22 protein-coding genes are annotated in these 25,097 nt (G+C 43.6%); 14 read left to right on the top strand and 8 right to left on the bottom strand.

Annotated elements, in window-relative coordinates:
• The first annotated feature begins 162 nt into the window (after positions 1–162).
• Complete coding sequence (locus tag D9X91_RS16065) at positions 163–1,296, top strand: NAD(P)/FAD-dependent oxidoreductase (RefSeq protein ID WP_121681743.1); 1,134 nt, start codon at positions 163–165, stop codon at positions 1,294–1,296.
• Between the two features lie 24 nt (positions 1,297–1,320).
• The gene (locus D9X91_RS16070) at positions 1,321–1,845 is read left to right on the top strand and encodes a type 1 glutamine amidotransferase domain-containing protein (RefSeq protein ID WP_121681670.1); all 525 of its coding nucleotides are present in this window, start codon (positions 1,321–1,323) and stop codon (positions 1,843–1,845) included.
• A gap of 52 nt (positions 1,846–1,897) precedes the next feature.
• Here the strand turns inward: D9X91_RS16070 and D9X91_RS23155 are convergent, their stop codons facing one another.
• The gene (locus D9X91_RS23155; protein ID WP_121681671.1) at positions 1,898–2,437 is read right to left on the bottom strand and encodes a CBO0543 family protein; all 540 of its coding nucleotides are present in this window, start codon (positions 2,435–2,437) and stop codon (positions 1,898–1,900) included.
• Between the two features lie 527 nt (positions 2,438–2,964).
• Here D9X91_RS23155 and D9X91_RS16080 point away from each other — a divergent pair.
• On the top strand, positions 2,965–4,164 hold the full coding sequence (locus D9X91_RS16080; RefSeq protein WP_121681672.1) for a sensor histidine kinase: 1,200 nt from the start codon (positions 2,965–2,967) through the stop codon (positions 4,162–4,164).
• 95 nt (positions 4,165–4,259) lie between these two features.
• Here the strand turns inward: D9X91_RS16080 and D9X91_RS16085 are convergent, their stop codons facing one another.
• The 5 genes from D9X91_RS16085 to D9X91_RS16105 all read right to left on the bottom strand — a co-directional run bounded on the left by D9X91_RS16085 (position 4,260) and on the right by D9X91_RS16105 (position 8,244).
• Complete coding sequence (locus D9X91_RS16085; protein ID WP_121681673.1) at positions 4,260–4,490, bottom strand: hypothetical protein; 231 nt, start codon at positions 4,488–4,490, stop codon at positions 4,260–4,262.
• Between the two features lie 298 nt (positions 4,491–4,788).
• Positions 4,789–5,724: an aldo/keto reductase gene (locus tag D9X91_RS16090; protein WP_121681674.1), complete on the bottom strand. Its 936-nt coding sequence runs from the start codon at positions 5,722–5,724 to the stop codon at positions 4,789–4,791.
• Positions 5,725–5,802: 78 nt separating this feature from the next.
• Positions 5,803–6,009 (bottom strand): hypothetical protein, encoded by a 207-nt coding sequence (locus D9X91_RS16095; RefSeq protein WP_121681744.1) that lies wholly within the window; start codon positions 6,007–6,009, stop codon positions 5,803–5,805.
• Between the two features lie 2 nt (positions 6,010–6,011).
• The gene (locus D9X91_RS16100) at positions 6,012–6,215 is read right to left on the bottom strand and encodes a helix-turn-helix transcriptional regulator (protein WP_121681675.1); all 204 of its coding nucleotides are present in this window, start codon (positions 6,213–6,215) and stop codon (positions 6,012–6,014) included.
• A 412-nt stretch (positions 6,216–6,627) separates the two neighbouring features.
• On the bottom strand, positions 6,628–8,244 hold the full coding sequence (locus D9X91_RS16105) for an ABC1 kinase family protein (protein WP_121681676.1): 1,617 nt from the start codon (positions 8,242–8,244) through the stop codon (positions 6,628–6,630).
• Positions 8,245–8,486: 242 nt separating this feature from the next.
• Between D9X91_RS16105 and D9X91_RS16110 the strand changes: the two genes are divergently transcribed.
• Together D9X91_RS16110 and D9X91_RS16115 are read left to right on the top strand one after the other, a co-directional pair.
• On the top strand, positions 8,487–10,415 hold the full coding sequence (locus D9X91_RS16110; protein WP_121681677.1) for a BglG family transcription antiterminator: 1,929 nt from the start codon (positions 8,487–8,489) through the stop codon (positions 10,413–10,415).
• A gap of 213 nt (positions 10,416–10,628) precedes the next feature.
• Complete coding sequence (locus D9X91_RS16115) at positions 10,629–12,563, top strand: PTS fructose transporter subunit IIABC (protein ID WP_121681678.1); 1,935 nt, start codon at positions 10,629–10,631, stop codon at positions 12,561–12,563.
• 103 nt (positions 12,564–12,666) lie between these two features.
• Here the strand turns inward: D9X91_RS16115 and D9X91_RS16120 are convergent, their stop codons facing one another.
• Positions 12,667–13,179, bottom strand: a complete 513-nt coding sequence (locus D9X91_RS16120) for a MerR family transcriptional regulator (RefSeq protein WP_121681679.1) — start codon at positions 13,177–13,179, stop codon at positions 12,667–12,669.
• 429 nt (positions 13,180–13,608) lie between these two features.
• Between D9X91_RS16120 and D9X91_RS16125 the strand changes: the two genes are divergently transcribed.
• The 3 genes from D9X91_RS16125 (at position 13,609) to D9X91_RS16135 (ending at position 17,801) form a co-directional block, all read left to right on the top strand.
• Positions 13,609–14,961: a sigma-54 interaction domain-containing protein gene (locus tag D9X91_RS16125; protein ID WP_121681680.1), complete on the top strand. Its 1,353-nt coding sequence runs from the start codon at positions 13,609–13,611 to the stop codon at positions 14,959–14,961.
• Positions 14,962–15,072: 111 nt separating this feature from the next.
• A complete protein-coding gene (locus tag D9X91_RS16130) occupies positions 15,073–16,401 on the top strand; it encodes an aspartate aminotransferase family protein (RefSeq protein ID WP_121681681.1) in 1,329 nt (442 codons plus the stop codon).
• Complete coding sequence (locus D9X91_RS16135) at positions 16,398–17,801, top strand: sodium:solute symporter (RefSeq protein ID WP_121681682.1); 1,404 nt, start codon at positions 16,398–16,400, stop codon at positions 17,799–17,801. Before D9X91_RS16130 ends, D9X91_RS16135 begins: the two co-directional genes overlap by 4 nt.
• Before the next feature lie 124 nt (positions 17,802–17,925).
• On the opposite strand, the gene D9X91_RS16140 is transcribed toward D9X91_RS16135, so the two are convergent.
• Complete coding sequence (locus D9X91_RS16140; protein ID WP_121681683.1) at positions 17,926–18,888, bottom strand: D-2-hydroxyacid dehydrogenase; 963 nt, start codon at positions 18,886–18,888, stop codon at positions 17,926–17,928.
• Positions 18,889–19,027: 139 nt separating this feature from the next.
• Between D9X91_RS16140 and D9X91_RS16145 the strand changes: the two genes are divergently transcribed.
• The 6 genes from D9X91_RS16145 (at position 19,028) to D9X91_RS16165 (ending at position 25,074) form a co-directional block, all read left to right on the top strand.
• Positions 19,028–20,395, top strand: coding sequence for a tetratricopeptide repeat protein (locus D9X91_RS16145; RefSeq protein ID WP_121681684.1), 1,368 nt, complete (start codon positions 19,028–19,030; stop codon positions 20,393–20,395).
• A 47-nt stretch (positions 20,396–20,442) separates the two neighbouring features.
• Positions 20,443–21,198 carry a glucose 1-dehydrogenase gene (locus tag D9X91_RS16150; protein ID WP_121681685.1) on the top strand — a complete coding sequence of 252 codons (756 nt, stop codon included), beginning with the start codon at positions 20,443–20,445 and terminating at the stop codon, positions 21,196–21,198.
• Between the two features lie 197 nt (positions 21,199–21,395).
• The gene (locus tag D9X91_RS22755; RefSeq protein WP_199738127.1) at positions 21,396–22,172 is read left to right on the top strand and encodes a sugar phosphate isomerase/epimerase family protein; all 777 of its coding nucleotides are present in this window, start codon (positions 21,396–21,398) and stop codon (positions 22,170–22,172) included.
• Positions 22,169–23,128 (top strand): sugar kinase, encoded by a 960-nt coding sequence (locus tag D9X91_RS22760; RefSeq protein WP_199738128.1) that lies wholly within the window; start codon positions 22,169–22,171, stop codon positions 23,126–23,128. Before D9X91_RS22755 ends, D9X91_RS22760 begins: the two co-directional genes overlap by 4 nt.
• A gap of 1 nt (position 23,129) precedes the next feature.
• Positions 23,130–24,425, top strand: a complete 1,296-nt coding sequence (locus D9X91_RS16160) for an MFS transporter (RefSeq protein WP_121681686.1) — start codon at positions 23,130–23,132, stop codon at positions 24,423–24,425.
• A 13-nt stretch (positions 24,426–24,438) separates the two neighbouring features.
• A complete protein-coding gene (locus D9X91_RS16165) occupies positions 24,439–25,074 on the top strand; it encodes a bifunctional 4-hydroxy-2-oxoglutarate aldolase/2-dehydro-3-deoxy-phosphogluconate aldolase (protein ID WP_121681687.1) in 636 nt (211 codons plus the stop codon).
• The last annotated feature ends 23 nt before the right edge of the window (positions 25,075–25,097 follow it).

Consider the following 25,097-nt stretch of genomic DNA (forward strand, 5'->3'; position numbering starts at 1 on the left):
TTGTAATGCTCATAGACTATCATCGATTTGTAAATGAAGTGTTAAAGTATTTTAAAATTAGTATTTTTCCAAAAAGTACTATTCGTTCCGACGAATTTCATAATGTTTGTTTGCATCCCTTTTAATGTGAAATAATGATTAAAAAGTTTTGTGATGAAAAAGGTGTTTAGAATGAAAAAGGTGATTGTAGTTGGAGCAGGAATACTAGGGGCATCTACGGCCTACCATTTGGCGAATGCAGGTGTAGAGGTGACCCTGGTCGACCGGTTTGACCGCGGCCAGGCGACGGATGCTGCAGCGGGGATCGTTTGCCCTTGGATATCCCAGCGGCGCAACAAGGATTGGTATCAGCTGGTGAAAGGCGGGGCCCGCTACTATCCACAGCTGATCAATCAACTGAAAGAGCTGTGCGAGAAAGAGACCGGCTATAACAGGGTAGGGGCAATCAGCCTGCACAAGGATCCTGTGAAGCTGGAAAAAATGGCAGAACGGGCTCAGAAGCGGAGGGAAGATGCACCGGAAATCGGGGATATTCAAATTCTTTCCCCTGCCGAGGCGAGGTCGATGTTTCCTCCGCTCTCCGACGAATATGGAGCTGTTTACATCAGCGGCGGGGCACGTGTAAATGGAAGATCGCTGCGAAACGCCCTCATCCAGTCAGCTTTCAAAAAAGGGGCGGACTTCCTTAAAGGAAGTGCTTCGCTTGTATTTGAAGGAAATCGGGTGACAGGGGTTCGTGTACAGGAAAGGACCCTGGATACGGAGCAGGTGATTGTCACCGGAGGAGCATGGTCGAAGGAATTACTTTCCCCGCTAGGGATTGAATTTAAGGTTTCGCCGCAAAAAGCGCAGATCGTCCACCTGGAGCTTCAGGATATGGACACTGCCAATTGGCCGGTTGTGATGCCTCCGAATGATCAATACATCCTTACCTTTGAAGGTGGCCGGGTGGTCGTGGGTGCAACCCATGAAAATGAGGCAGGATTTGATGATCGGGTCACGGCAGGCGGATTGAATGAAATATTGGGCAAAGCGTTGGAGATCGCTCCGGGGCTGGGGAACGGCAGGTTAATGGAAACAAGAGTGGGATTCCGGCCGTTTACACCTGATTTTCTTCCGGTCTTTGGGCCTGTTCCATATTTTGATGGGCTGTTTGCCGCAAATGGCCTGGGGGCATCCGGGCTGACAAGCGGCCCCTACCTTGGCGCCGAAGTGGCGAAATTGGTTCTCGGAATGCCGACAGAACTGGATCCGAGCCATTATGATATATCAGGCGCAATTGAACATAGAAATTGAATGGAAATAAGAAGGAGGAAAATGATGAGATTAAAAGGAAAGAAAGTACTTAGTCTTGTCCATCATGATTTTGAAGACCTTGAATTGTGGTATCCGATCTTAAGGCTGCAGGAGGAAGGAGCCGCAGTCCAGTTGGCAGGTGAAAATGCCGGAGAAAAGTACATCGGAAAGTATGGCGTTCCAGCAGTATCCGATTTATCCTATGGTGAAATAAAAGCGGAAGAATTTGATGCCATCCTTGTGCCTGGAGGATGGGCCCCTGATAAAATCCGACGATTCCCTGAAGTCCTTGCTGTCCTTCGGTTCATGGAAGAACAAAAGAAACCGATCGGGCAGATTTGCCATGCGGGGTGGGTGTTGATTTCAGCAAAAATATTGGAAGGCAAAAAGGTTACCAGCACTCCTGGCATCAAGGATGACATGGAGAACGCCGGAGCTGTTTGGCTGGATGAGCCCGTTGTAGTGGATGGACACTTGGTTTCAAGCAGGCGTCCGCCGGATCTGCCGGATTATTTGCGGGAATTCATAAAAGTGATGGAAGAAAAATAATTAATTGCTTATTGGGAGGCCGTCAGCATGGCCTCCTTTTCATCTGTAATAATCAATCATCAAGCAGAAAAAATTTTTTGAAGGACGGCAGTCTTGTCACCTTTAGCGGGATTTGAAAGATCGTTAACAAAAAAGCTGTTGTCGAACCCGAGAGCAACAAAGTTACAAACGGTTTTTTTAGGATCATTCTACTGAATATGAACATCAATAGGTAGATAAAGGTCGACCAACAGCAGTTCCAGCCATTTTTGAATGTAATGGCATTAAATTTTGATCCTATCCATTCTATTAATGATGAAGCCAAAACCCATTTTATTACATAAACGATTTGTCTCAGGAAATTACTTGGATAAGTGGACAAAAAAGATAGTATCAATAGAGGCATAATAAAAAATAAATGCAGGATTTTTATCGTTCGTGTTTTGAGAAAAGGAGATTTAAACTCCCAAAGCACTTTATAATTACATAAATAATAATAGCCGGCATTGAATATGACAACATACAGCACACTGGGAAAAAAACGAGGGATGTTTTTCCATGTTCTCTTTCTTATGTTTTGGATGGCAAGCCATATCAGTATTGCTAAATGCATTTTTATCACCTCGATTTGTCCGATAATAAGCCGGCTGTTAGAAGAATGTCAGTCAATTTGTAAGGCTCTTTTCTCAAACTTCGTTGCTTTAACAACTAAAATAGGATTGTCCATTCAATTTTTTTATCTTTAAAATGGCCTAATAAGCGGGAAGAGAGCCAGGATCCTCTATTTCAACGCGCTAAACATCTATTTACGCATTAAAATCGGCAGTAAGATTTTAAGAACAATCTATACGAAAACAGCCATTTGAAAAATGAGTCCATTAATAAGATGCGACGAAAGCGGGTCTTTTATGAATTTTTCTGACTTTGAGCCCAAAAGGAATATTTTAGATAATACTTTAGACCTATATCGTTTTATAGGTAAATGGTATAATTACTAAATAATAACAAGATTACATATTTTGAGGTGTAGGTTGAAAGGGAATCGGGTAGCGTTATACAGAACGAAACCTGAATACAAAACGAATACATTTAATGATTGAGGGGATGAAGTCCAATGTTCGACCCTAAGGGAAATTCAAGATGAAGGAGTTCAATCAATTACCTAATTTAAGGCTATATAGATTTATGATCATGATTGTTATAGCTGTCATGATCCTTGGAATATTCACTTCTCCATTTGAGTCCTTTGGAATGAGGATCTCCGTTCAAAGTATTTTTGTCGTGCTGATTTCCATTCTGCTATGGATGTATCCTAATAAGGAAACGAACAGTTTGAAGGGGAGTTTAATTTTTTTGATAGCGGCTTATTTTTATGCCATTTTCCTGATGTATCAGGAAACAAGCCTTAATTTTATTTTTATTGCACTGCTGCCGACAGTAGCAATTGGCTTTTATCATAAAAAATTATTTTATTCGATATTCATTTTGAATTTTGTAGGTGCCATGTGGCTGTTTTTTCACGTATATTCATCAACGAATCCGGGTTTTGCCTATTTGAAAAATGATTTCACAGGGAATATTCTTGATTTTATCGGGAGCCAGGCCATTGTCTATTTTGTCTTTTTTATGACCACCAATCGGATTGAAAAGATACAGCAATATAATGAACAAATACAATCTACAGAGCGTCTGAAGACAACGGGGCAGCTGGCTGCAGCAGTGGCCCACGAAATTCGTAATCCGATCGCGGTAGTAAAGGGTTTCTTACAGTTTTACAGGGAAGACGAATCCATTCCGGCACATGCGAAAGAGCATTTTAAATTGATGCTCGGTGAAATGGATCAGGCAGAAATCGTGATACAGGACTTTCTTTCCCTGGCAAAGCCGAATGATGAACAGTCTGCAACGGTAAACGCCCGTGAGGCAGTAAATAGTGTTGTCGATTTGCTATCTTCCTATGCTTCCATGAACAATATTCGACTTTCTATCGATGTACCGGAACCAACTATGGTGAATTGCAGTAAGGTCGAACTCAAGCAAGTTCTTGTAAACATTATCAAGAATGGAATCGAATCCATGAAATTTGGCGGGGACGTCCAAATTTCATCTCAAAGTACAGGAAATTACTTTACCTTAAAGGTGTCGGATAATGGCGTAGGTCTTGATGAGCATGAATTAAAAGAACTTGGTAAACCGTTTTATACACTTAAAAGTTCTGGTACTGGTCTTGGATTGATGATTTGCTACAACATTATGAATAAATACGGGGGAAGCTTGAACTTTAAAAGCAAAAAAGGTGAGGGCACCACGGTGTATTTAACATTTAAAAAAGCAGATTGATTAAGCTTGCTGTATCATTCTAAAACTTTAAAATCGGTACCAGCATGCTGGTACCGATTGTTGTTTAGTTCTGCAATCAAGATAAGTAAGAGGCATTAATCTTTATCTTCGACCTTTCGCCCCTTCATGATCCGTTTGAACTTTTCCATCTGCTTATCATCATGCCCGAGTTCCGAGAGGTGATAAGGGTTATCATGCTCGTGATCTTCTGATACGACTCCGGCTTCTTTTCCCAGTGTAGAATTGGAATCGGAAATGACGCGGTCATAGTCGCCATCACGATGAGGAGTTACTTGGGTATTGTTATTATCGCTGCTTTTCGGCAATGTAACTTCAACTCCTTTATGTTAGGATGTAGTCGATTCAACCGAAATATTCTTAAAAAAAAGCTCTTTTCGTAAAGTTTGTTTCTATTCATTAAAGGTTGAATAAGGTTGATTTCCGCTGCGGGGTCTCACCTGGCCCGCTGATCCCTCCGGAGTCTTGCACCTTCCTCTCCAATCAACAACATATGATGAGTTATTTTAAAGAAAAATTGTTAAAAACAACAATCTTTGAGAAAAGAGCCTTAAAAAAGAAATAAAAAGCGATTCCGTCAAAGTTGGAATCGCATAAAAAGGGTCACTAACCCTTGAAAATACTGCTGATTTTTTCGATTTCACCACTTGATAATGAAATATCCAGTGTCTTCAAATTGTTTTCGACCTGTTCCGGCTTTTTCGCTCCGGGAATGATGGCATCGATGGAGTCGACGGTTAAGTACCAAGCCAGAACGATATGGGGAATCTCGGCTCCTTTGGCTTCAGCGATATCGCGGAGTTGATCGACCTTTGCAAGATTTTTGGCGAATGTTTCCCCCTGGAACATCGGATTCTTCGCTCTTCCGTCATTGAAAGTGGTGTCCTTTGTATACTTTCCTGCCAGTAAGCCTGCAGCAAGCGGGAAATAAGGAACGAATGATATTCCATTTTCGGCGGTGTAAGGCAGCAGATCCTTTTCTGCCTGACGTTTAAATAAATTGTATTCGGATTGAAGCACATCCACATAGCCGTCTCGGTTTGCTTCCTTCAGTTGTTCGATGGAGAAGTTGGACACTCCGATCGCCTTGATTTTCCCTGCATCCTTCAGTTCTTTCAAAGCACCGACGGCTTCGGCCTTTGGAGTGTCGTTGTCTGGAAAATGGATGTAAAACAAGTCGATATAGTCCGTCTGCAGGCGCTTTAAGCCTTCATCAACGCTTTTTTTCAAAAATGAGGGGGAATTGTCGACAACGATGTCTTTTCCGACAAATTTATGCGCACCTTTTGTGGCAATCACCACATCTTCCCGTGTCCCCTTTTCTTTTAGGACTTCCCCGATTAATTCTTCCGATCTTTCAGGTCCATATATAAAAGCAGTATCCAAAAAGTTCATGCCGTTTTCCAAGGCAGTGCGGACAATATTTTTCCCGACTTCTTCGTCCAAGTTTGGATATATATTGTGGCCGCCGACTGCATTGGTCCCAAGGCCAATCGGGTTTACAAGTAACTCAGACTTCCCAAGCCTCACCTTTTTCACCATCTTCTCATCTCCTTTTTCCATGTTAAACCAATGATATCAAAGACAGTAAAATGGATGAAATAAAATGCTCAGCAATAACTATTCTCTTGTTTTTCGGTCGTAAGCTACCCTTGTCCAGAAAAAAATGGCGTTTCCGATCAAGAGTACAGTGAATTCCCAACCTGTTTTTCCTTTTGTGAATAGGTCATACATGGACCAGATCAATAATGCGGCGGTATAAAAAAGAAAGGCATTTTTGGCTGATTTGTCATTATGTGCTTTTTCCATTTCGTCGGCTTTGCGGATTTTCATTTTGATTCCCCCTTAAAAATAAAAAGTTGATCGATATTTGTTTGAAGAACATCTGCCAATTTGAAGGCAAGCATTAATGTAGGGTCATACTTATCATTTTCAATTGCATTGATGGTTTGTCTTGTGACTCCACACCTTTTGGCAAGTTCCTCCTGTGAGATGTTTCTTTTTCTTCTAAGAACTTTTATCTGGTTCTTCATAATTCACATCACCTTCGGGCTGAGAAATGTAAAAAGATTTTTACATTTCTCAGTCTATACCAATTATTGTAAATGTCAAATGTATTTGACATTTTGTTTTTATGGTTCTTTCGTGATTTTTTTGCTATTCATCAATTGTGTGTAAGGTTGATTTCCGCTGTAGGATACTCGCTTTCCGAGGGGCCTCACAGGATGTGAGGTCGTTCGATGTTGGCACACGACGTGCCGAACTTAATCGAACATCCGCCATACCTCTCCCCGATCCGATGCTGGGGTCTCACCTGGCCCGATGATCCCTCTGGAGTCTCGCACCTTCGGCTCCAATCGATTCAAAAAAATTTTTTTAGTCCAAAACTGATCACTTTTTTTAGACTAAAAAAACCTAGTCCGAATTGTCACGGACTAGGTGAAATCAGCGTTTCATTTTGACCCGTTTTAGCCATTTACGCTGTTTCCTGTTGGTCATGAAGTAGCCGATAAAAGCAAGTGCAGAAAGGAGAGACGCGCCTTCCCAGAGGATGGTCCGGTCAAAGTAAATCCCCGAAAAGGTGCCGATAATACCAAGAAGGCTAAAGAAAAAAGCATGTGTCTTTCTGTTTTCCAGCATCGAAAATTCAAACTGCTCGTATTGCTGCTTTTCCTGAAGTTCAAGATGCCGTTTCGGCGCCTCCAAATAATCTTGGACAGAATGGACGATTTGAAAGAATGGCTGTGCATTCATCCATTTTAAAAATAATTGCCATTTGCTTGTATTGGAATGTTTCAGCCAGTCCATGAAAGCAGGTTTGACGATCTCCAATGTTTCTTTATCAGGTGTGATGATATGAATCATCCCTTCAATCGTCACAAAGGATCGCCCTAGAAAAACAAAGCGTGTGGGGACCTGAATAGGCAGATCCTTTACCATATCATTGATTTCTTTTTTTGCTGTGAGGATGTCCATTTCCTTCATTTTTTCAAGGTCAAAGGAAAGGGCCTCAGCAAGGACGGATTCAATCGATTTCGGATCTGCTTCAGGGAGCAAGAATCCTAGCTGCCCCAGTGCCCCTGCTGCCTTTTCATAATTTTTCATCAAGACTGCCTCGAGGAATGATTGAAAGTGTGAGGCGTCCTTCCTGGAGATTTCGCCTACCATGCCAAAGTCCAACAAAATGATGGTGCCATCTTCTTGGATGAGTACATTGCCGGAATGTGGATCGGCATGAAAGATGCCGGCTTCCAGCCATTGTGGAAGGAACAGGCGCAAAAGGCGTTCTGAAAGCTCATTTCGGTTAATATTACAGCGTTCGAGTGCTTTTGTATCTGTAGCGCGAAAGCCCTCGACCCACTCCATTACCATTACTTTTGATGTGCAGTGTTCAGGATAGACGCCTGGCACTTTGGCTCCATTGAATTCCTGGAAGCGCTGATGGAAATGAATGGCCGTTTCCATTTCTTTGTTGAAGTCCAGCTCCCTTTCAATGACATGCTTCAATTCCTTATACAGCATGTTGAAATTGATAAAACCCTTTGGAACAGGAGCAAAGCGATCGGCAAACCAGATGATGATCGCGAGAGATCGGAAATCTGTCCTGACAAGGGATTTGATATTTGGACGCTGTACTTTGATGGCAACTTTTGTCCCATCCCTCAAGATGCCTTGATATACTTCCCCGATTGAAGCCGAAGCGATGGCCTTTGTTTCAATCGAATGTAGGACATTGTTCAACGGGCGGTCCCATTCATCTTCAAGCACCTTTTGAATCTTTTCCCATGGGGAAGGAGGGACCTGGTCCACCATATCCTGTATTTGTTTGATAAATCCATTTGGCAGCAAATCGGCTCGGATGCTGAGCATTTGCCCGACCTTGATGAGGACGCCTTCCAACTCAAATAAGGTTTGTCTGAATTGCTGGCCGATCCTTTCCCATAAGGCTTCTTTATCGGCCTCCGATTTTTTCGTGATCCGATGCCAATAAACCCGGAGTACGATGGAGAGGGCAAGTGACAATACCTTCCACATACGCCACATCTTGCGCTCGGTTTTCATATGAATTCCTCCATAGGTATATGATACGTAATGAATAAATCCTTTAATTGAACAGCACTTGTTAAAATTAGTGTACCGCTGCTTGTATTGTATTACGAATATATTGCTAAAAAAGTTTCTAAACCTTGTATATCCGAGTTGTGTTTTTTAAAACCATGGCAAGATTTGATATAATTTGGTGTTGGAATCGTGATTGGAACGGAATACATACATATTTCATCGTTTTCCAAGGAGGTGACTGGATGAATCAGCGGCAGAGAGCTATTTTACGTCAATTGCTTGCGAATAAGGGGGAACCGGTACTTGTACAGGATTTGGCTGTGATGGCCGGTTGTTCGGAAAAAACAATCCGAAATGATTTTCACGCGATACAGGGACGGCTGAGTGAGAATACCAGCATAAAGCTTGTGCGAAAGCCCGGTGTCGGTGTTTTTTTAGAGGGGAATGAAATAGAAGAAGGAAAGCTCTTTGAGGAATTGAATTCCTTCCCGCACATTAACAAGGCGGATGAAGGGAGCAGGGCAGTGGATATTGCCTTTCAATTAATCATGAGCAGCGAGCCTTTGACATTGGAGCAGTTGGCTGCTAAGCACTTCGTCAACAAAGCGGTGATCAAAAAGGATCTTGATGGCATTGAAAAATGGCTGAGGGAAATGAATTTAATGCTGGCTGCCAGGCAAAAAGTCGGCATTCAGGTAACAGGCTTAGAGAAGGATCGAAGAAAGGCTTTGGCAAACCTTCCGGCACTTATTCATTCTTCGACATTGAACTTGTTAAAAGAGAAATTTTCATCTTATGAAATGGATATTGTTCAAACGGAACTTAAGGATCTCCAGCAAAAATACTCGCTCTCTTTTACCGATGAGACCATGGAACATCTGCTAATTCATGTATTGTTCCTGATTAAAAGAACGAAGCTTAAGTATCCGATTACCATTTCTCCTCATGAGCATGAACGGATTAAAGAGAAAATGGAATATCAATGGGCCAAGCACTTTCTAAGGAAATTGGAAATTATTTTCATTGTTCATTTCCCTGAAGAAGAAATCATATATTTGGCCCTGCATTTCTTGGGAAGCAAGCAGAGGTATCAGAGCGATAAGGTGGAACATCCGGAAGGACCGGAGTTAGTGCCATTTCTCATCAAAAAAATGAGTGAGGCGACATCGCTGAGTTTCGAACTGGATCAAGCGCTGATCGATGGATTGAGCGTTCACATTACGCCGGTGTTGAATCGACTGAATTACGGCCTGGCCGTTTCGAATCCGATGTTGAATGACATCAAAAAAATGTATCCATATATATTTGATGTTGTCATGACCGTAATCGATGAAGCCAATAATGTATTCTCCCTGCAAATCCCAGAGGAAGAGGGGGCCTATCTGACTCTGCATTTTCAAACCTCGATCGAACGACTGCAAAAGAGAGATGGCCGGATGAAAGAAGTGGTCATCGTATGCCATATGGGGATCGGTATGTCACAGTTATTAAGGACAAAGCTTGAAAGGAAATTCCATTCCATCCGCGTCATTGATTGTATAGGTAAACTGGAGCTGCTGTCATTCATCAAGAAGTACCCAGTCGATTTCGTGATCTCGACGATTGACCTGAAGGGGTTAAAAGATACTCCTTATATTGTCGTCAGTCCATTGTTGGATGTTGTCGAGGAACAGCAATTGGGCCATTTTATTGAACAGTTGAGCAGAACGGAAAGTGAAGTAGGCAAGAAATCCGTGATGTCGGCTTTTTTGGAGCCTGACCTGATTTTTTTAGACTGTAATGTTGAACATCCTTACGAGTTGATTGAATTTATGGCAGAAGCATTAGTGAAGAGAGGGTATGTGGGAAAAGACTATCCTCATAGCGCCCTCAGCAGGGAGAGAATGTCTGCTACGACAATTGGTTCAGGGATTGCCATCCCCCATGGCAGTCCAAAAATGGTCCATTCATCTGTGATTGCTGCAGCAGCATTGAAAAAGCCTTTGAAGTGGGGGACGGAACTGGTCTCACTCGTGTTCATGATTGCCATCAGGCCTGATGAGAAGGATAAAACAAAGGACTTATTTAGAGAGCTGTCCGAATTGACGGAACGGCCAGAAGTGGTTCAAGCTGCTGTACACGAGATGGATCAAAAAATATTTTTGGAGCACCTGCTGAAAAAGAGCCGATGAGCGCAAATCATCGGCTCTTTTTGATTGAAGCGGAAGGTGCAGGACTCCGCCCGCTCCTCTGAAAGGAAGCATTCTACCAAGGAAATCAACCTATGACATTGAATAAAATCCAAATTTCCGGAACCTGCGGTAAAAATCCGAAATTTATTCCGAGGTTTTGTATTGTAAAGTAAATGTAAGCGATTACGAAATGTGTGGATGAGGAGGAAGAGGATGAAACTGTTAGCGATTACTTCGTGTCCGAATGGCATTGCCCATACGTATATGGCAGCAGAAAATCTGCAAAAAGCTGCCGATAAATCAGGAGTAAAAATGAAGGTGGAAACCCAGGGTTCCATAGGTGTCGAAAATGAATTAACAGAGTCGGATATCCGTGAAGCGGATGGGATCATCATTGCAGCGGATAAAACGGTGAATAAAGACCGGTTCATAGGAAAAAAACTATTGGTCGCAGGTGTCCAAGAAGGTATCCGGAAGCCAGAAGAATTAATCAATAAATTTAAAAGCGGGGATGTTCCTGTTTTCCAATCGACTGCGAAATCTGTCTCGGAATATAAGCAGGAAAGAAAAGATAAACAGAATCCGATCTATAAACATTTAATGAACGGTGTTTCCTATATGATCCCATTCATTGTGATCGGCGGACTGTTGATTGCGATTGCCTTGACGGTTGGCGGACATAAAACACCTGGCGGATTGGTTATTCCGGACGATTCTTTCTGGAAGAACATTGAAAAGCTCGGGGGCGCGTCCTTTACATTCATGGTGCCGATCCTAGCTGGTTTCATTGCCTACAGCATTGCAGATCGACCAGGTCTTGCCCCTGGTATGATCGGCGGATATATCGCTGCAAATGGAAGCTTCTACGGAAGTGAAGCAGGAGCAGGCTTCATCGGCGGGATCATTGCCGGATTTCTCGCAGGTTATATCGCACTAGGAATAAAAAGGCTGAAGGTGCCGAAAGTATTGAACCCAATCATGCCAATCATTATCATCCCAGTATTGGCATCACTGATCGTCGGTCTGTTGTTCATCTTTGTCATTGGGGCTCCTGTTGCAAGTGTATTCGAAGCTTTGACAAACTGGCTATCAGGGATGCAAGGGACAAGCTCGATTTTGTTGGCCGTCATTTTGGGAGCAATGATTTCCTTCGATATGGGCGGGCCGGTCAATAAAGTGGCCTTCCTATTCGGATCTGCGATGATCGGGGAAGGGAACTATGAAATCATGGGGCCGATTGCTGCTGCCATTTGTATCCCGCCAATCGGGATGGGGCTTGCGACATTTTTGAATAAGAAAAAATACCAAGGTGCGGAAAGGGAAGCAGGTAAAGCTTCTTTCACAATGGGCTTGTTCGGAATCACAGAAGGTGCGATTCCTTTTGCAGCCCAAGATCCACTGCGCGTCATTCCAAGTATCATGCTTGGATCCATAACAGGGTCCGTCATTGCCATGCTTGGGCATGTGGGTGATCGAGTAGCACACGGGGGCCCAATTGTCGCGGTGCTTGGTGCGATTGACCATGTAGCGATGTTCTTTATCGCCGTGGTTGTCGGTGCATTTGTTACAGCACTTATCGTCAATATTCTCAAAAAGGATGTTGGATCTAAACCAGAAAAAAACGAAATTGAGGTTGAAGATCAAGAAAGTATTCAGCCTCAGCATGTTGGCGCACAGGAAAAGCTTGAATTCAACAAGTTGACGGATTTAATGAGCATCGATTTACTGAACATTGATTTGCAGGGAAGCACACGTGATGAAGTCATCGATGAAATGATCGAGAAGCTCGATCAGACTGGAGCACTGCAATCTTCAGAGACATTTAAAGAAGCAATCATCGAACGTGAGGAGCAGAGCTCGACGGGGATCGGGATGAATATTGCGATTCCCCACGGGAAATCAAGCGCCGTCCTCAAGCCGTCTGTCGCCTTTGGCGTGAAAAAATCGGGAGTGGACTGGAACAGCCTTGATGGTACAGATGCCAAGCTCGTATTTATGATTGCGGTTCCTGAAGAAAGCGAAGGAGATGCCCATCTGAAAATCCTCCAAATGCTTTCTCGGAAACTTATGGATGATGAATTCAGGAATGAATTGCTCCACGTCCAAACAAAACAGGAAGCGTACTCATTGTTAACCAGCATTGACTAATGGAAGGGGGTATCCCCGAAGTGCCTGTCACTTTGGGGACACCCTGTTTTTGTAAAGCCTCAAATAAAAAAAGGCCATACCTATAAGGACAGGTATGGCCTCGTTAAAACCCAAAGAACATGGAGATGATATTTTTCTTTAATGGGCGTTTTTTCTTCTTTTTTTGATCGAATACAAGCGGATGGTTCATGGATGCCTGTTCTTCTTTGTTTTTTTCCAGCATTTCAATCTTTTTCGTCAAGTTGGCGACTTCTTTCTCTAAATCTTCAATTTCCCGCCGATGCGTCAAAAGCTGGTATGAGACAACCGCGTCAGCTTTTTGGTCCAGCCTCTTTTCAAGTTCCTCGATTCTTTCCAGCAGTTTATCATCGATCGACTTCGGATCTGAAGACTTCACCTTTCCGACCCGTGCTTTTTTCCCTGGGACTTTAACATCCTGGATGCCGATTCCGCTATGCAATTGTTGATGAATATCCTTGAAAATTTCCAGATCCTCATCCGTAAACCAAAAATGACCCAATTCATTCCGTTCCATGTCCAGTTCCAGCTGCTTCACCCAGCGTTGAACGGTACTAGGAGAAACACCCAGCTGCTTCGCAACCTGACCTGTATTCATATTTATCCCTCCCGTTTTATCATACAATTCTTGCTTGATGATCTGAATTCCTTTGCACCCGACAAAACTAGTTTTCCTTCGCCAAAGAAAGTGAAGAACCAACGAAATTCTATGGGGGATGTCGAAAAATGAACTGATTCATTCAAAGAAAGGAAACCCGATTGACAACAGTTTTTTAAGATTATTACTAATTAAGTAGGTTGATTTCCGCTGAAGGATGCTCGCTTTCCTTGCTATGCTCAATCCAGGGTCTTCGCTGCACCTTCCCACAGAAAGAAACTGATGAACTTTTATATCCCATTCAATTATTCGAAAATGAATAATATGTATTCACTTTTGAATAGAAGAATGAGATAGTAATACTTAAATATGTTTGAAAATTCAAAAATTATATATTCAAAAATGAATAACAAAGGGGGTTCTCAAAAAATGAATGAAAAATCATGGGAAGAACAAGAGAATCTATTGAACTATTTGCAAAATGACATCCTCGTTACGAATGTGGATGGGGAAATCTTGAAAGTGTCTGAAGCGACAGGCGGGGTTTATCAAACAGATGCAGAAGCGTTGATCGGAAAATCCGTATATGACCTTGAGAAAGAAGGAATGTTTACGCCGCTTGCGACACCAATGGTTATTGAAAAGAAAGAAAAAGTGACTTTCATCCAGATGACGAAGGATGACCGAAAACTATTGGTGACAGCCATTCCCATTTTTGATGATGATGGAGAACTGACGAGGATCGTGAGCTATTCGCACGATGTCACTGAATTAATCGAGATGAAGCAATACTTAGAAACGATGGAAGATGAAATGGCCAGGACAAAAAAAGAGCTAGAGTCCTTAAAGGAGAAGCAAGTATACGGTGAGGGAATCATTGCCTACAGTGAAAAAATGAGAAAAGTGATGAAGCTTTCCGAGCAGGTGGCTGATGTGGACGTCAATATTTTGATCCAAGGGGAGACCGGGGTGGGAAAATCACATCTTGCCCGATATATACATAGTAAGAGCAGCCGGAGTAAGGGTCCATTCATAGAGGTAAACTGCGGCTCCATTCCAGATGCATTATTTGAATCAGAATTTTTTGGGTATGAATCCGGTGCCTTCACAGGTGCAGACCGGAATGGCAAGAAGGGTATGGTGGAATTGGCCGAGGGGGGGACCTTATTCCTCGATGAAACTGGGGAACTTTCTTCAGCCAATCAAGTAAAGGTACTGAAATTGATACAAGAAAAGCAGTTTTATCGAGTCGGTGGCCGCCAACTTAAAAAAGTCAATTTTCGTCTGATTGCAGCGACAAATAGGGATTTGGATACGGAAATTGAGCAAGGGAATTTTCGCAGGGATTTGTATTTTCGCTTAAACGTTGTCCCGATTGCGCTTCCACCACTAAGAGAGAGGCAGGAGGATATCCTTCCATTGCTTGATCATTTCCTAGAGCGGTTCAATCAAAAATATGGATTCAATAAATCTTTCGATGCAGGGGTCAAGTATAAGCTATTGAGCCATCCATGGAAGGGAAATGTAAGGGAGCTCGCAAACCTGGTAGAAAGATTGACGGTCACGTCCTCCGAAAGGGTGATCACGATTGAAATGCTTCCTTCATCAAATCAGTATAACTTTGGTGGAGGTGAAACCTTGCAGGAGGTTTTGGAAAACGTGGAACGTGCAGCATTGCTCGAAGCATTCAGGCATTTTAAAACCACAACTGGTGTGGCGAAGGCATTGGGAATCAGCCAGCCGACAGCTGTTAGGAAACTAAAAAAATATCACATTACATGAAAATTGGCACGGAACTTGCAAGGTTGTATAGAGGAAGAAATTAATCATTAAGGGGGACGGATTAAAAGGGATTAGGTTCAACACAATTCTTATACAACAGGGGGATTATGGATGGAAGACTTACAAACTATTTTCGAAATGAAGGACGAGCTTTTGGCCCCTACGATGGCCAAGGATTTTCCAAATCTTCCGGTTCTAAGGTCAGAGGGGTACTTTTATTTTGGAGCAGATGGGCGGAAATATCTTGATTTTACTTCTGGTATTGCGACAGAGAACGTGGGCCATCGCCACCCAAAGGTCATCCAGGCCATTAAAGATCAAGCAGATCAGCTCACTCATGGACCAATCGGGATCATTAACTATGAATCGATTCTAAACGCAGCCATGAAATTGAAATCCATTTTACCGGGAACACTGGATTGTTTTTTCTTCGGGAATAGCGGTGCGGAGGCAATCGAAGGTGCGGTGAAACTGGCAAGGTATGTGACAAAACGTCCATATGTGGTGTCATTTATCGGAGGATTCCATGGAAGAACCTTGGGCGCGATGAGTTTGACCACATCAAAAAGTAAATATCGCCAATATCAGCCGGTTGGTGCGGGGATGACCTACCAAATTCCATATGCTCATCCAAACGAAACACCTGCCGGAGTGGACTGGGAGGATTATTGGGAAGAAAAGGTCCAAAAAGATTTTCAAAGATTATTTGATCATCAAGTGGCAGCGGATGAAGTGGCAGCGGTGATCTTAGAGCCTGTCTTGGGTGAAGGCGGATATATCGTTCCTCCGGTCAGCTGGCTGAGAAAGATAAGGGAAATCTGTGATGCACATCAGATTCTGCTTATTTTTGACGAAGTTCAGACAGGCTTTGGCCGGACAGGAGACTGGTTTGCATCCCAGACCTTTGGCGTCACACCCGATATCATGGCTATTGCTAAAGGGATCGCAAGCGGCCTTCCATTGAGTGCGACAGTGGCTTCAAAAGAATTGATGCAGCAATGGTCGATCGGCACCCATAGCACCACATTTGGGGGGAACCCCATCGCTTGCGCTGCTGCCTGTGCCACCATTGATGTATTGAAGGAAGAACGATTGCCTGAAAATGCAAAGGCAATGGGTGAGTACGCATTGGAACAGCTCGAAATCCTGAAAGAAAAGCATCCAATCATTAAAGCGGTCAGAGGGATTGGATTGATGCTCGGTATTGAAATTGCAGATCCGGTTTCTCAGCTCCCCGACCACGAAGGATTAATGAATATTTTAAATAAATGCTTGAATAAGGGAGTGATTTTCTATTTGAGCGGAAATAAAGGTGAAATTATTCGGATGATGCCGCCGCTGTCGATCGATAAGGAGAACCTTGATCAAGGGATCAAGTGGCTGGACGAAGCTGTGGAAGAGTATGAAAAAGAAATAGGAATTGGAGGCTTTCAAACATGAATGGATTGGATACGCTGATCTTAGTCATTTATTTCTCGGTACTCATTGTTATTGGGATCATAGGCACCAAGAAAGCTACTTCTTCAGACGAATTTCTTCTAGCAGGTAAAAAGCTTGGATACTTTACTCATGTCGGCTGTTTATCGGCCGTCATCATCGGCGGGGCTTCAACTCTTGGTTCTGCCACCCTGGGGTTTCAATACGGCATCTCCGGATCATGGTTCGTCATTATGATCGGACTTGGCATCATGGCATTGGGTCTTTTCATCGTAGGAAAAATCAGCGGCTATGAAGTATTTACGATCAGCCAGCTTCTTGGCAAAAGATATGGGGATAGTACACGATTGATCAGTGCAGTGGTTACCGCTATTTATACATTAATGATTGGTGTGACGCAAATTATTGGCATGGGTACGATCGTTCATGCAATTCTCGGGTGGCCAGCGCTGGCATCGATGCTGGTCGGTGGAGGAATTGTCCTTTTCTATACGATATTGGGTGGAATGTGGAGTGTGACCCTGACCGATATCGTTCAATTTGTCATCATGACTGTCGGCATATTCTTTATTATGCTCCCTGCCAGCCTGCACAGTGTCGGAGGCTTTTCCAACATGGCAGCACAAGTGCCGGATGGTTTCTTTGATGTAACCAATATCGGATGGGCAAAGATATTCCAATATTTCCTTCTTTATGTGTTTGGACTCGTTGTCGCCCAAGACATTTGGCAGCGGCTGTTCACAGCCAAAAATCAAAAAGTGGCCAAAAGCAGTGCGGTTTCATCCGGGATTTACAGTGTCCTTTATGCAGTGGCATTGAGTATTGTCGGAATGTGTGCCCTTGTCCTACTGCCTAAATTAGGAGATTCCCAGCTTGCCTTCACTAGCCTTGCGATGAAGATCCTTCCTTCCGGTTTATTGGGACTGGTTCTGGCAAGTGTGTGTTCTGCATTGATGTCCAACGCTTCAGGGGCGTTATTTGCTTCTTCCACATTAATCACCAATGATATCATTAAACATCATTTCATAAAAAATATGACAGATAAACAAATGATCAAGATTTCACGGGTTGTCACGTTAGTCGTCGGATGTTTGGCAATCGTGTTTGCCGCCTGGATTCAAAATATCCTTGTTGCCCTCGATGTAGCCTATGACATTCTTTCTGGTGCCATCTTCATCCCACTTGTCGTCGGGTTGTTTTGGAAACGGGCAACAAGCAAGGCATCTCTCTATTCAATCATTGCCAGCACAGCGGCCATTTTCATTGGATTCGCGGTGCATGGCTTAAGCTCCACACTCCCAATCATTTATGGCATCGCAACGAGCTTGGTGGTTATTGTGACTGTTACATTGGCACAGACTCCAGGCGCCGATCAATCAAAAGAAAGCAAAAGTATCGCTTAAGGCAATATCGTAAAGTTTGTTGCGATTAACTAGATCAGCCAAAAAGGACCGAGAGGATGTACTCTCGGTCCTTTTTGGCTGCAAACTGAAACCATAGGCATTCGCGCGCAGTTTTTTGCAAAAATCAATACCCTTTTTCATAATCCACTAAATTGATGGACGGTGTTTCGCCCTTCAAATACTCCTTCAAGTTCGGAATGAAAATATCCTCGATGACGCGTCTTGTATAATGCTCGGTCGAACCGGCTGTATGCGGGGTGATGATTACATTTTCCATGTTCCACAAAGGGCTTTTTTCATCCAACGGCTCTTTTTCAAATACATCTAGGCCAGCTCCGGCAATTTCTTTCTTTTGCAGTGCCTTAATCAATTCTGCTTCTTCGATAATGTTGCCTCGTCCGATGTTAATTAAAAACGCAGAATCTTTCATCAGCTTGAATTGTTCTTCACCAAACAGATGATGGGTCTCATTTGTAAGAGGCAGGGTGATGACGACATAATCACATTGCGGCAGAAGGGCATGCAGCTGATCGGCTGTATACATTTCATCCACGAATTCTGCTGGCTTCCCTGAGTTTCGTAGACCAAGGACCTTCATTCCAAACGCTTTGGCAATTTTGGCTGTTTCTTGTCCAATGGCTCCCACACCGAGGATCCCAATCGTTTTTTCATGTATTTCAAGTCCAAGGTTTGCATGGTGCCATTTCTTTTCGGATTGGTTGCGGACATACGCATGAATTTTTCTGGTCAGTCCAAGCATCAAGGCAAAGATCGTTTCCGAAATCGGATAGGAGTGGACCCCGTTTGCGCTGGTAATAAGTATGTCTTTTTGCTCCAGCTCTTGCAAAGGAAGGCTGTTGACGCCTGCGCTCCATGTTTGTAGCCATTTCAGACTGGCTTCCTTTAGGTGGCCTTGATTTTCAATACCTTTTTTCCAGCCGGCGATGATTTCTGCGTCTTTAATATGAGGCTCCCAAACATTCTTGTCCTTGCCGGCAATCACTTCCCAAGAAGGGAGCAGCTCTTTTAATTGCTCGATATACAAAGCATCGATGTCATGTGTAACGACTAATTTTTGTGTTCCCATTTTGAAATCTCCCTTTTAAATAATCTATATGGTGGTATTTTAACAGAATCATTTGAAAATTGATGGAATGACGATTCCTAATAATTCCTGCCGAAACATTTTAATGTTATGATAGGGGTGAAATAAAGGAGGAGATTGGATGAGTGAAATGTTAAAGCTGATTACGGAAGGTCGAACAACTGAGCTTAAGGCTAAGCGATTGGTGCATTTCCATCGCATGAAAATCATAGAATCCTACAGTGAAGCTGATGATGTGTGTTATCTGTTTTTCTATCAGAATCGATTCACCGCAGCGGTGCGAGGAGATTTTGCCAAGAATTCATATTTAGAAAACGCCATGCAAAAAGGAATACAATTTGAACCTGCCCATCCGTTAATGGCGATGTTCCTGAAAAGTCAGCCTAAAACGCTGCAAGATAAACCCCTCAAGCAATTGATGAAATCATTAATGCAAAAGTACCCCCCTCATGAAGCAATCCTGATTCTCTCATTTTTAGATTCATATCTTCCAAAGGACACGATCATCGAAATGATGAAAACATTTTATTTTGATTTCAGAAGAAATGGAAAGCTGAAGCATGCTTTTGAAATACTTTCCTCCATGCTGGAATTCGATCCCGAGAATGAATGGACGCTGGATATGGCCAATCATATCGACTACATAAAATACAGTTCTAAACCAGGGCGCGCCTCTTTCCAAGAAGATATTGCGGCTTTCCATCAAAAAAACCGGTATGAAAGCTACCTGGAATTAAGAACCATCCTCTCTAACGATACGAGCAGTGTCGACCTGCTCTCCATTGATATTGACCACCTTCGCAGTATGAAACATCCTGCCGATGAACAATGTAAGCAAATCGTAAAGAACCTTTCACAAGCCTTCCGTGAACATGAATTAATAGACGTGTTAAAAGATCTAGTCGATCATACCCCTGATAACAAACCGTTAAAGCAACAATTAATTTCCCTCTACTTACGACTTGAAAAATATGAACTAGCAGTCGATGCCTGGCTGGAGGATCCATGTGAACACCTGAAAGATCAAATCTTCTCCTTGTTTCAAAACCAATCCTTGAATATAGACGAATTAAATCTAGATAAACTTCAATCATGCCTAGGCTCAATGGCTGACCAGGCAGGCTTCGATTCACTGCTGGATCAAACAATGCCTCACCTTCTTCATAAATGGGAGCTGACAGAAGTGCATGATTGGCTTCAGCCGCTGTATGCGAAACATTCTACGAATCCAAGCCTTCTAAAAATTAAACAAATGCAGGAGATCATGGATGACCCAGATAAACAGCTTGAGCTCGGAGAATTGTATCATGACCTTCAGCTCCATCAAAAAGCCATCGACTGCTTCAACTGGGAGATGGAGTTAAATCCAGATGATCCAGAGCCGGTAAAGAAGCTCGTGAAAATATACAGCGAGCTTGGAAAGAAAGAAGAATCAAAAAGTTATATGTACATATACAACAATTTGTTGAAGGGTTCGAGCATCTCTTAGAGAAAGTAGTGTATAGAGAGCAACTCAACTAGAAAGAAGGGACAAAAATGAATGATTTATTTGATTTAAGTGGAAAAACAGCTGTCATAACAGGCGGTAACCGCGGATTGGGAAAACAAATGTCCCTCGCATTGGCAAGTGCGGGGGCAAATGTGGTGGTCATTGCGAGGAATGTGAAAGAGGATGTATTGGCAGAAATCCGAAATGAGGGCGTAAAAGCCCTTGGCATCAACTTTGATTTAAGAAGCTTTGATGAATATGATGAACTCATTGACCGTATCATACGGGAAATGGGTGATATTGATATACTCGTCAACAACGCAGGTGTGCAAAAAAGGCATAAATCAGTCGATTTCCCAAAGGAAGACTGGGATTTTGTCTTGGACATCAACAGCAACTCGGTTTTCTTTCTATGCCAAAAAATCGGCAGGAAGATGATCGATCAGGGATCGGGGAAAATAATCAATATAGCTTCTCTGCTCTCCTTCCAGGGTGGACTGACGGTACCGGCGTATGCAGCCAGCAAAGGTGCGGTGATGCAATTCACGAAATCGCTGGCGAATGAATGGGCGAATCTCAGGGTGAATGTGAATTGTATCGCTCCAGGCTATATGCAAACCGATATGAATACGGCGCTGATTGAAGATGAGGTTCGCAGCAGGCAAATATTAGAACGCATTCCTGCCGGCAGGTGGGGGAGTGGAGAAGATATGAGAGGAGCTGTCATATTTCTGGCATCGAAAGCATCCGATTACATACATGGCTATACCATTGCAGTGGATGGCGGCTGGCTGGGAAGGTAATCTGCTGCCCATACGAAACGTGTCGAACCCCGGTGAATATTCGTTCATCGGGGTTTGTTATATTGTTAATTACTCTATGAACCTTTCATACTAAAAATATTCTGAAAATAACCATTGAAAAGCGCTTACATTTATTTTATAATTCAACTAAACCGGTTTAGTAAAACGATTTAGTAAACAAGGAAGGAAGTTGCATCATGAATAAGGTAATAGTTCCTTTAAATGCCTTTCATCATCTAGGTGTATTCACAAAGGGACAGGAAGCATTTTTTCCTGCAATTGAGATGGCTGGCGCTTTCGGTGTTGAGATTCGCAGGGAACTATTAACGAACGTACAGGATGAATTGGCAGCATTAAAAAACAGATTAAGAGAATACGATTTTTTCATTGTATATTCAGCTCCGGTGGAATTATGGCGAAGGAACGGAAGTCTCAATGAAGCCGAAATGGAATGGGTGTTTAAGGAAGCAGTTTGTTTAGGTGCAAGTAGAATCAAAGTTTCACTTGGGTACTACGACTTTACTGAATGTGATATGCACCAGTTGGCAAAATTCCTGGAAAGATGGCTGCCAAATAATATTCGACTATTGATCGAAAATGACCAAACGGAACATGGAGGGAATCTCGAGTCGCTCAGGACCTTTTTTGAAAGGGCTTTCGAAAGGAAGTTGCCGATTGGAATGACATTTGATACTGGGAATTGGCATTTCGTTGGTGAGGATCACGAGCGAGCATTGGAGTCTTTGACCACCTATGTGGAATATATCCATTATAAATATGTAGAAAACCAAAAAGGAAACCTCGTCACACTTCCACTATTGGAAGACAGAGAGGAATCCTGGAGGAAAATCGCTGATGTTTTTCCTTCAGTGATGTTAAAAGCGCTGGAATTCCCCCTAAATTCTGCTGATGAAATAGCTGAATATATCAAGATGGTTGATAAACAAGGATCTGAAAGCGAGGAGTTAGTATGAAAGGGTTGGATGTAGTCACTTTCGGGGAAGCGATGGCAATGTTCATGGCAGAAGAAGCTGGTCCCCTTCACAAGGTAAAGAGGTTCACTCGTGAACTGGCGGGAGCAGAAACGAACTTTGCCATTGGGATGGCGAGGCTTGGTTTTCGTTCTGGATGGGTGAGCAAAGTGGGCGATGACGCTTTTGGCAAGTTCATTGTCGATCGATTGCAAGAAGAACATGTCAACGTCGATCAAGTTCTGACAAGTACAGAATATCCGACGGGATTTCAAATGAAATCAAAGGTTCTAAAGGGAGACCCCGAGGTTCAGTATTATCGAAAAGGGTCGGCTGCAAGCACGTTGGGTAAGAACGAGTTTGAAAAAGGCTACTTTGCTTCTGCAGGGCACCTTCACATGACCGGAATACCGCTTGCCCTTTCTGCCTCGACAAGGGAGTTTGCCCAAGTCAGTCTTGAATACATGCAAAACATTGGAAAAACGGTTTCCTTTGATCCGAATCTTAGGCCATCCCTTTGGTCATCTCAGGAAGAAATGATTGCTGTCACCAATGAGATGGCAAGGAAAGCAAATTATGTCTTGCCTGGAATACAGGAAGGCGAAATCCTGACAGGCTGCAGTACACCTGAAGGCATCTCTTCATTTTATTTAGAAAAAGGGGCAGAGCTGGTCGTTGTCAAACTTGGCGAGGAGGGTGCGTATTTCCAAAGTTCAGCAGAAAAAGGCTATATCAAAGGAATTAAAGTGAATGAGGTCATTGATACCGTTGGGGCGGGAGACGGTTTTGCCGTGGGGGTTGTCAGCGGACTGTTGGAAGGCCTCAGCATACAGGAAGCCGTGTTCAGAGGGAATGCCATCGGATCCCTGGCTGTACAGTCTCCGGGAGATAATGATGGTTATCCGGATAAAGGCAAGCTGGAAGATTATATAAAACTACATTTCGAAGGAGTGAACTGATATGAAACAAACGTTGGCAAAACAAAGGTGGCTGAGATTGATCCCGATTGCCTTCATCACATACAGCCTGGCCTACTTGGATCGGGCAAATTATGGGTTTGGCGCAGCGGCGGGGATGGCGAAGGATCTTCACATCACACCTGGAATTTCATCATTATTAGGGTCTTTATTCTTTTTAGGTTATTTCTTTTTCCAAGTTCCAGGTGCGCATTATGCGGAAAACAAAAGTGCAAAGAAACTGATCTTTTGGTCATTGATATTGTGGGGAGGCTTGGCAAGCTTAACAGGGATGATATCGAATGTGAGCTTCCTGTTCATCATACGCTTCATGCTCGGGGTGGTCGAAAGCGCTGTCATGCCGGCGATGCTCGTTTTCTTAAGCCATTGGTTCACGAAGGCAGAGCGTTCACGGGCGAATACATTCCTCATCCTAGGGAACCCGGCAACCGTCCTTTGGATGTCGATCGTTTCAGGCTATCTGCTTCATTCGTTTGGCTGGCGATGGATGTTCATCCTTGAAGGAATTCCGGCCATCATTTGGGCATTCATTTGGTGGAGGCTTGTCAATGATAAGCCGAAAAATGCCGATTGGCTGTTAGCTGATGAAAAAACATCCTTGCAAAAGGCATTGGATAAAGAGCAAGAAGGAATCAAGCCCGTTAAAAATTACAGAGAAGCATTCAAGAATAAGACTGTTATCCTGCTTAGCTTTCAATATGCACTTTGGAGCATAGGGGTCTATGGATTCGTGATGTGGCTGCCGTCCATCATCAGAGCCGCCCCGAATATGGATATCGTTTCAACGGGATGGCTTTCATCCGTACCATACATTTTAGCGGTCATCCTGATGCTCGCAGGCTCATATTTTTCTGATAAAACGCTTAATCGAAGTGCGTTCGTATGGCCGTTCCTGTTAATTGGAGCCGTCGCGTTTTACTGCTCCTATTTAATCGGTACAAGCAACTTCTGGTTGTCATTCGTATTGCTGGTCATCGCCGGCGGGGCCATGTATGCCCCATATGGACCGTTTTTTGCCATCATACCAGAAATCCTTCCACGAAATGTCGCAGGCGGAGCAATGGCATTGATCAATAGCATGGGAGCGCTAGGCTCATTTATCGGATCTTATGTGGTGGGCTATTTGAACGGTGCAACCGGCGGCTTTGGAGCTTCCTATATTTTTATGGCAGGCTCGCTTTTGGCATCGGCGATCTTTACGATCTGGGCGCTGCATGCAGCCAAAAACCGCAAAGCGGCTTCAGCAAGTGACGTAGGGTTGAAAAGCAAGACAGTTTAAGGGGGTCAGACAATTGGATTTGAAAGAATTAAAGGATAGAAGGATAGTCGCAGTGATCCGTGGAGCAAGGCCCGATACCATCCTGCCGCTTGCCGGAGCATTGGCGGCAGGCGGGGTGACGGCCCTGGAAATTACGATGGAGACGCCGAAAGCTTTACAGGTGATTGAAAAGCTTTCGGATGCAGGTGGCCCGGAAATGCTGATAGGAGCTGGGACCGTCCTTGATCCAGAGACGGCAAGGATGGCGATTTTGGCTGGAGCTTCGTTCATCTTTTCCCCTACCGTGAAAAAAGAGACGATTGAAATGACAAAGCGGTACAATAAACTGAGTGTCCCTGGGGCGATGACCCCGACGGAAATTCTGACCGCCTATGAATATGGGGCCGATGCCATTAAAGTTTTCCCTGCTTCTGCATTGGGACCGGAGTACTTTAAAAGCATTGCCGGTCCGCTTCCACATATCCCGCTCATGCCGACGGGCGGAATCGACATTGATAATGTAGCGGAGTTCATCAAAGCCGGCGCGATTGCAGCGGGTGTCGGCAGCACGCTGGTCAATGCCAAAGTGCCGTTGACGCAAAGGGATTTAACGGAGGTTACAGAGAAGGCAGCCCGCTTCATGGAAGCAGTCAAATATGCAAAAGTCTGAGAAGATGGAAGGGGCTTACCACC

This window comes from Falsibacillus albus, from assembly GCF_003668575.1.
GTDB classification, from domain to species: Bacteria; Bacillota; Bacilli; order Bacillales; family DSM-25281; genus Falsibacillus; species Falsibacillus albus.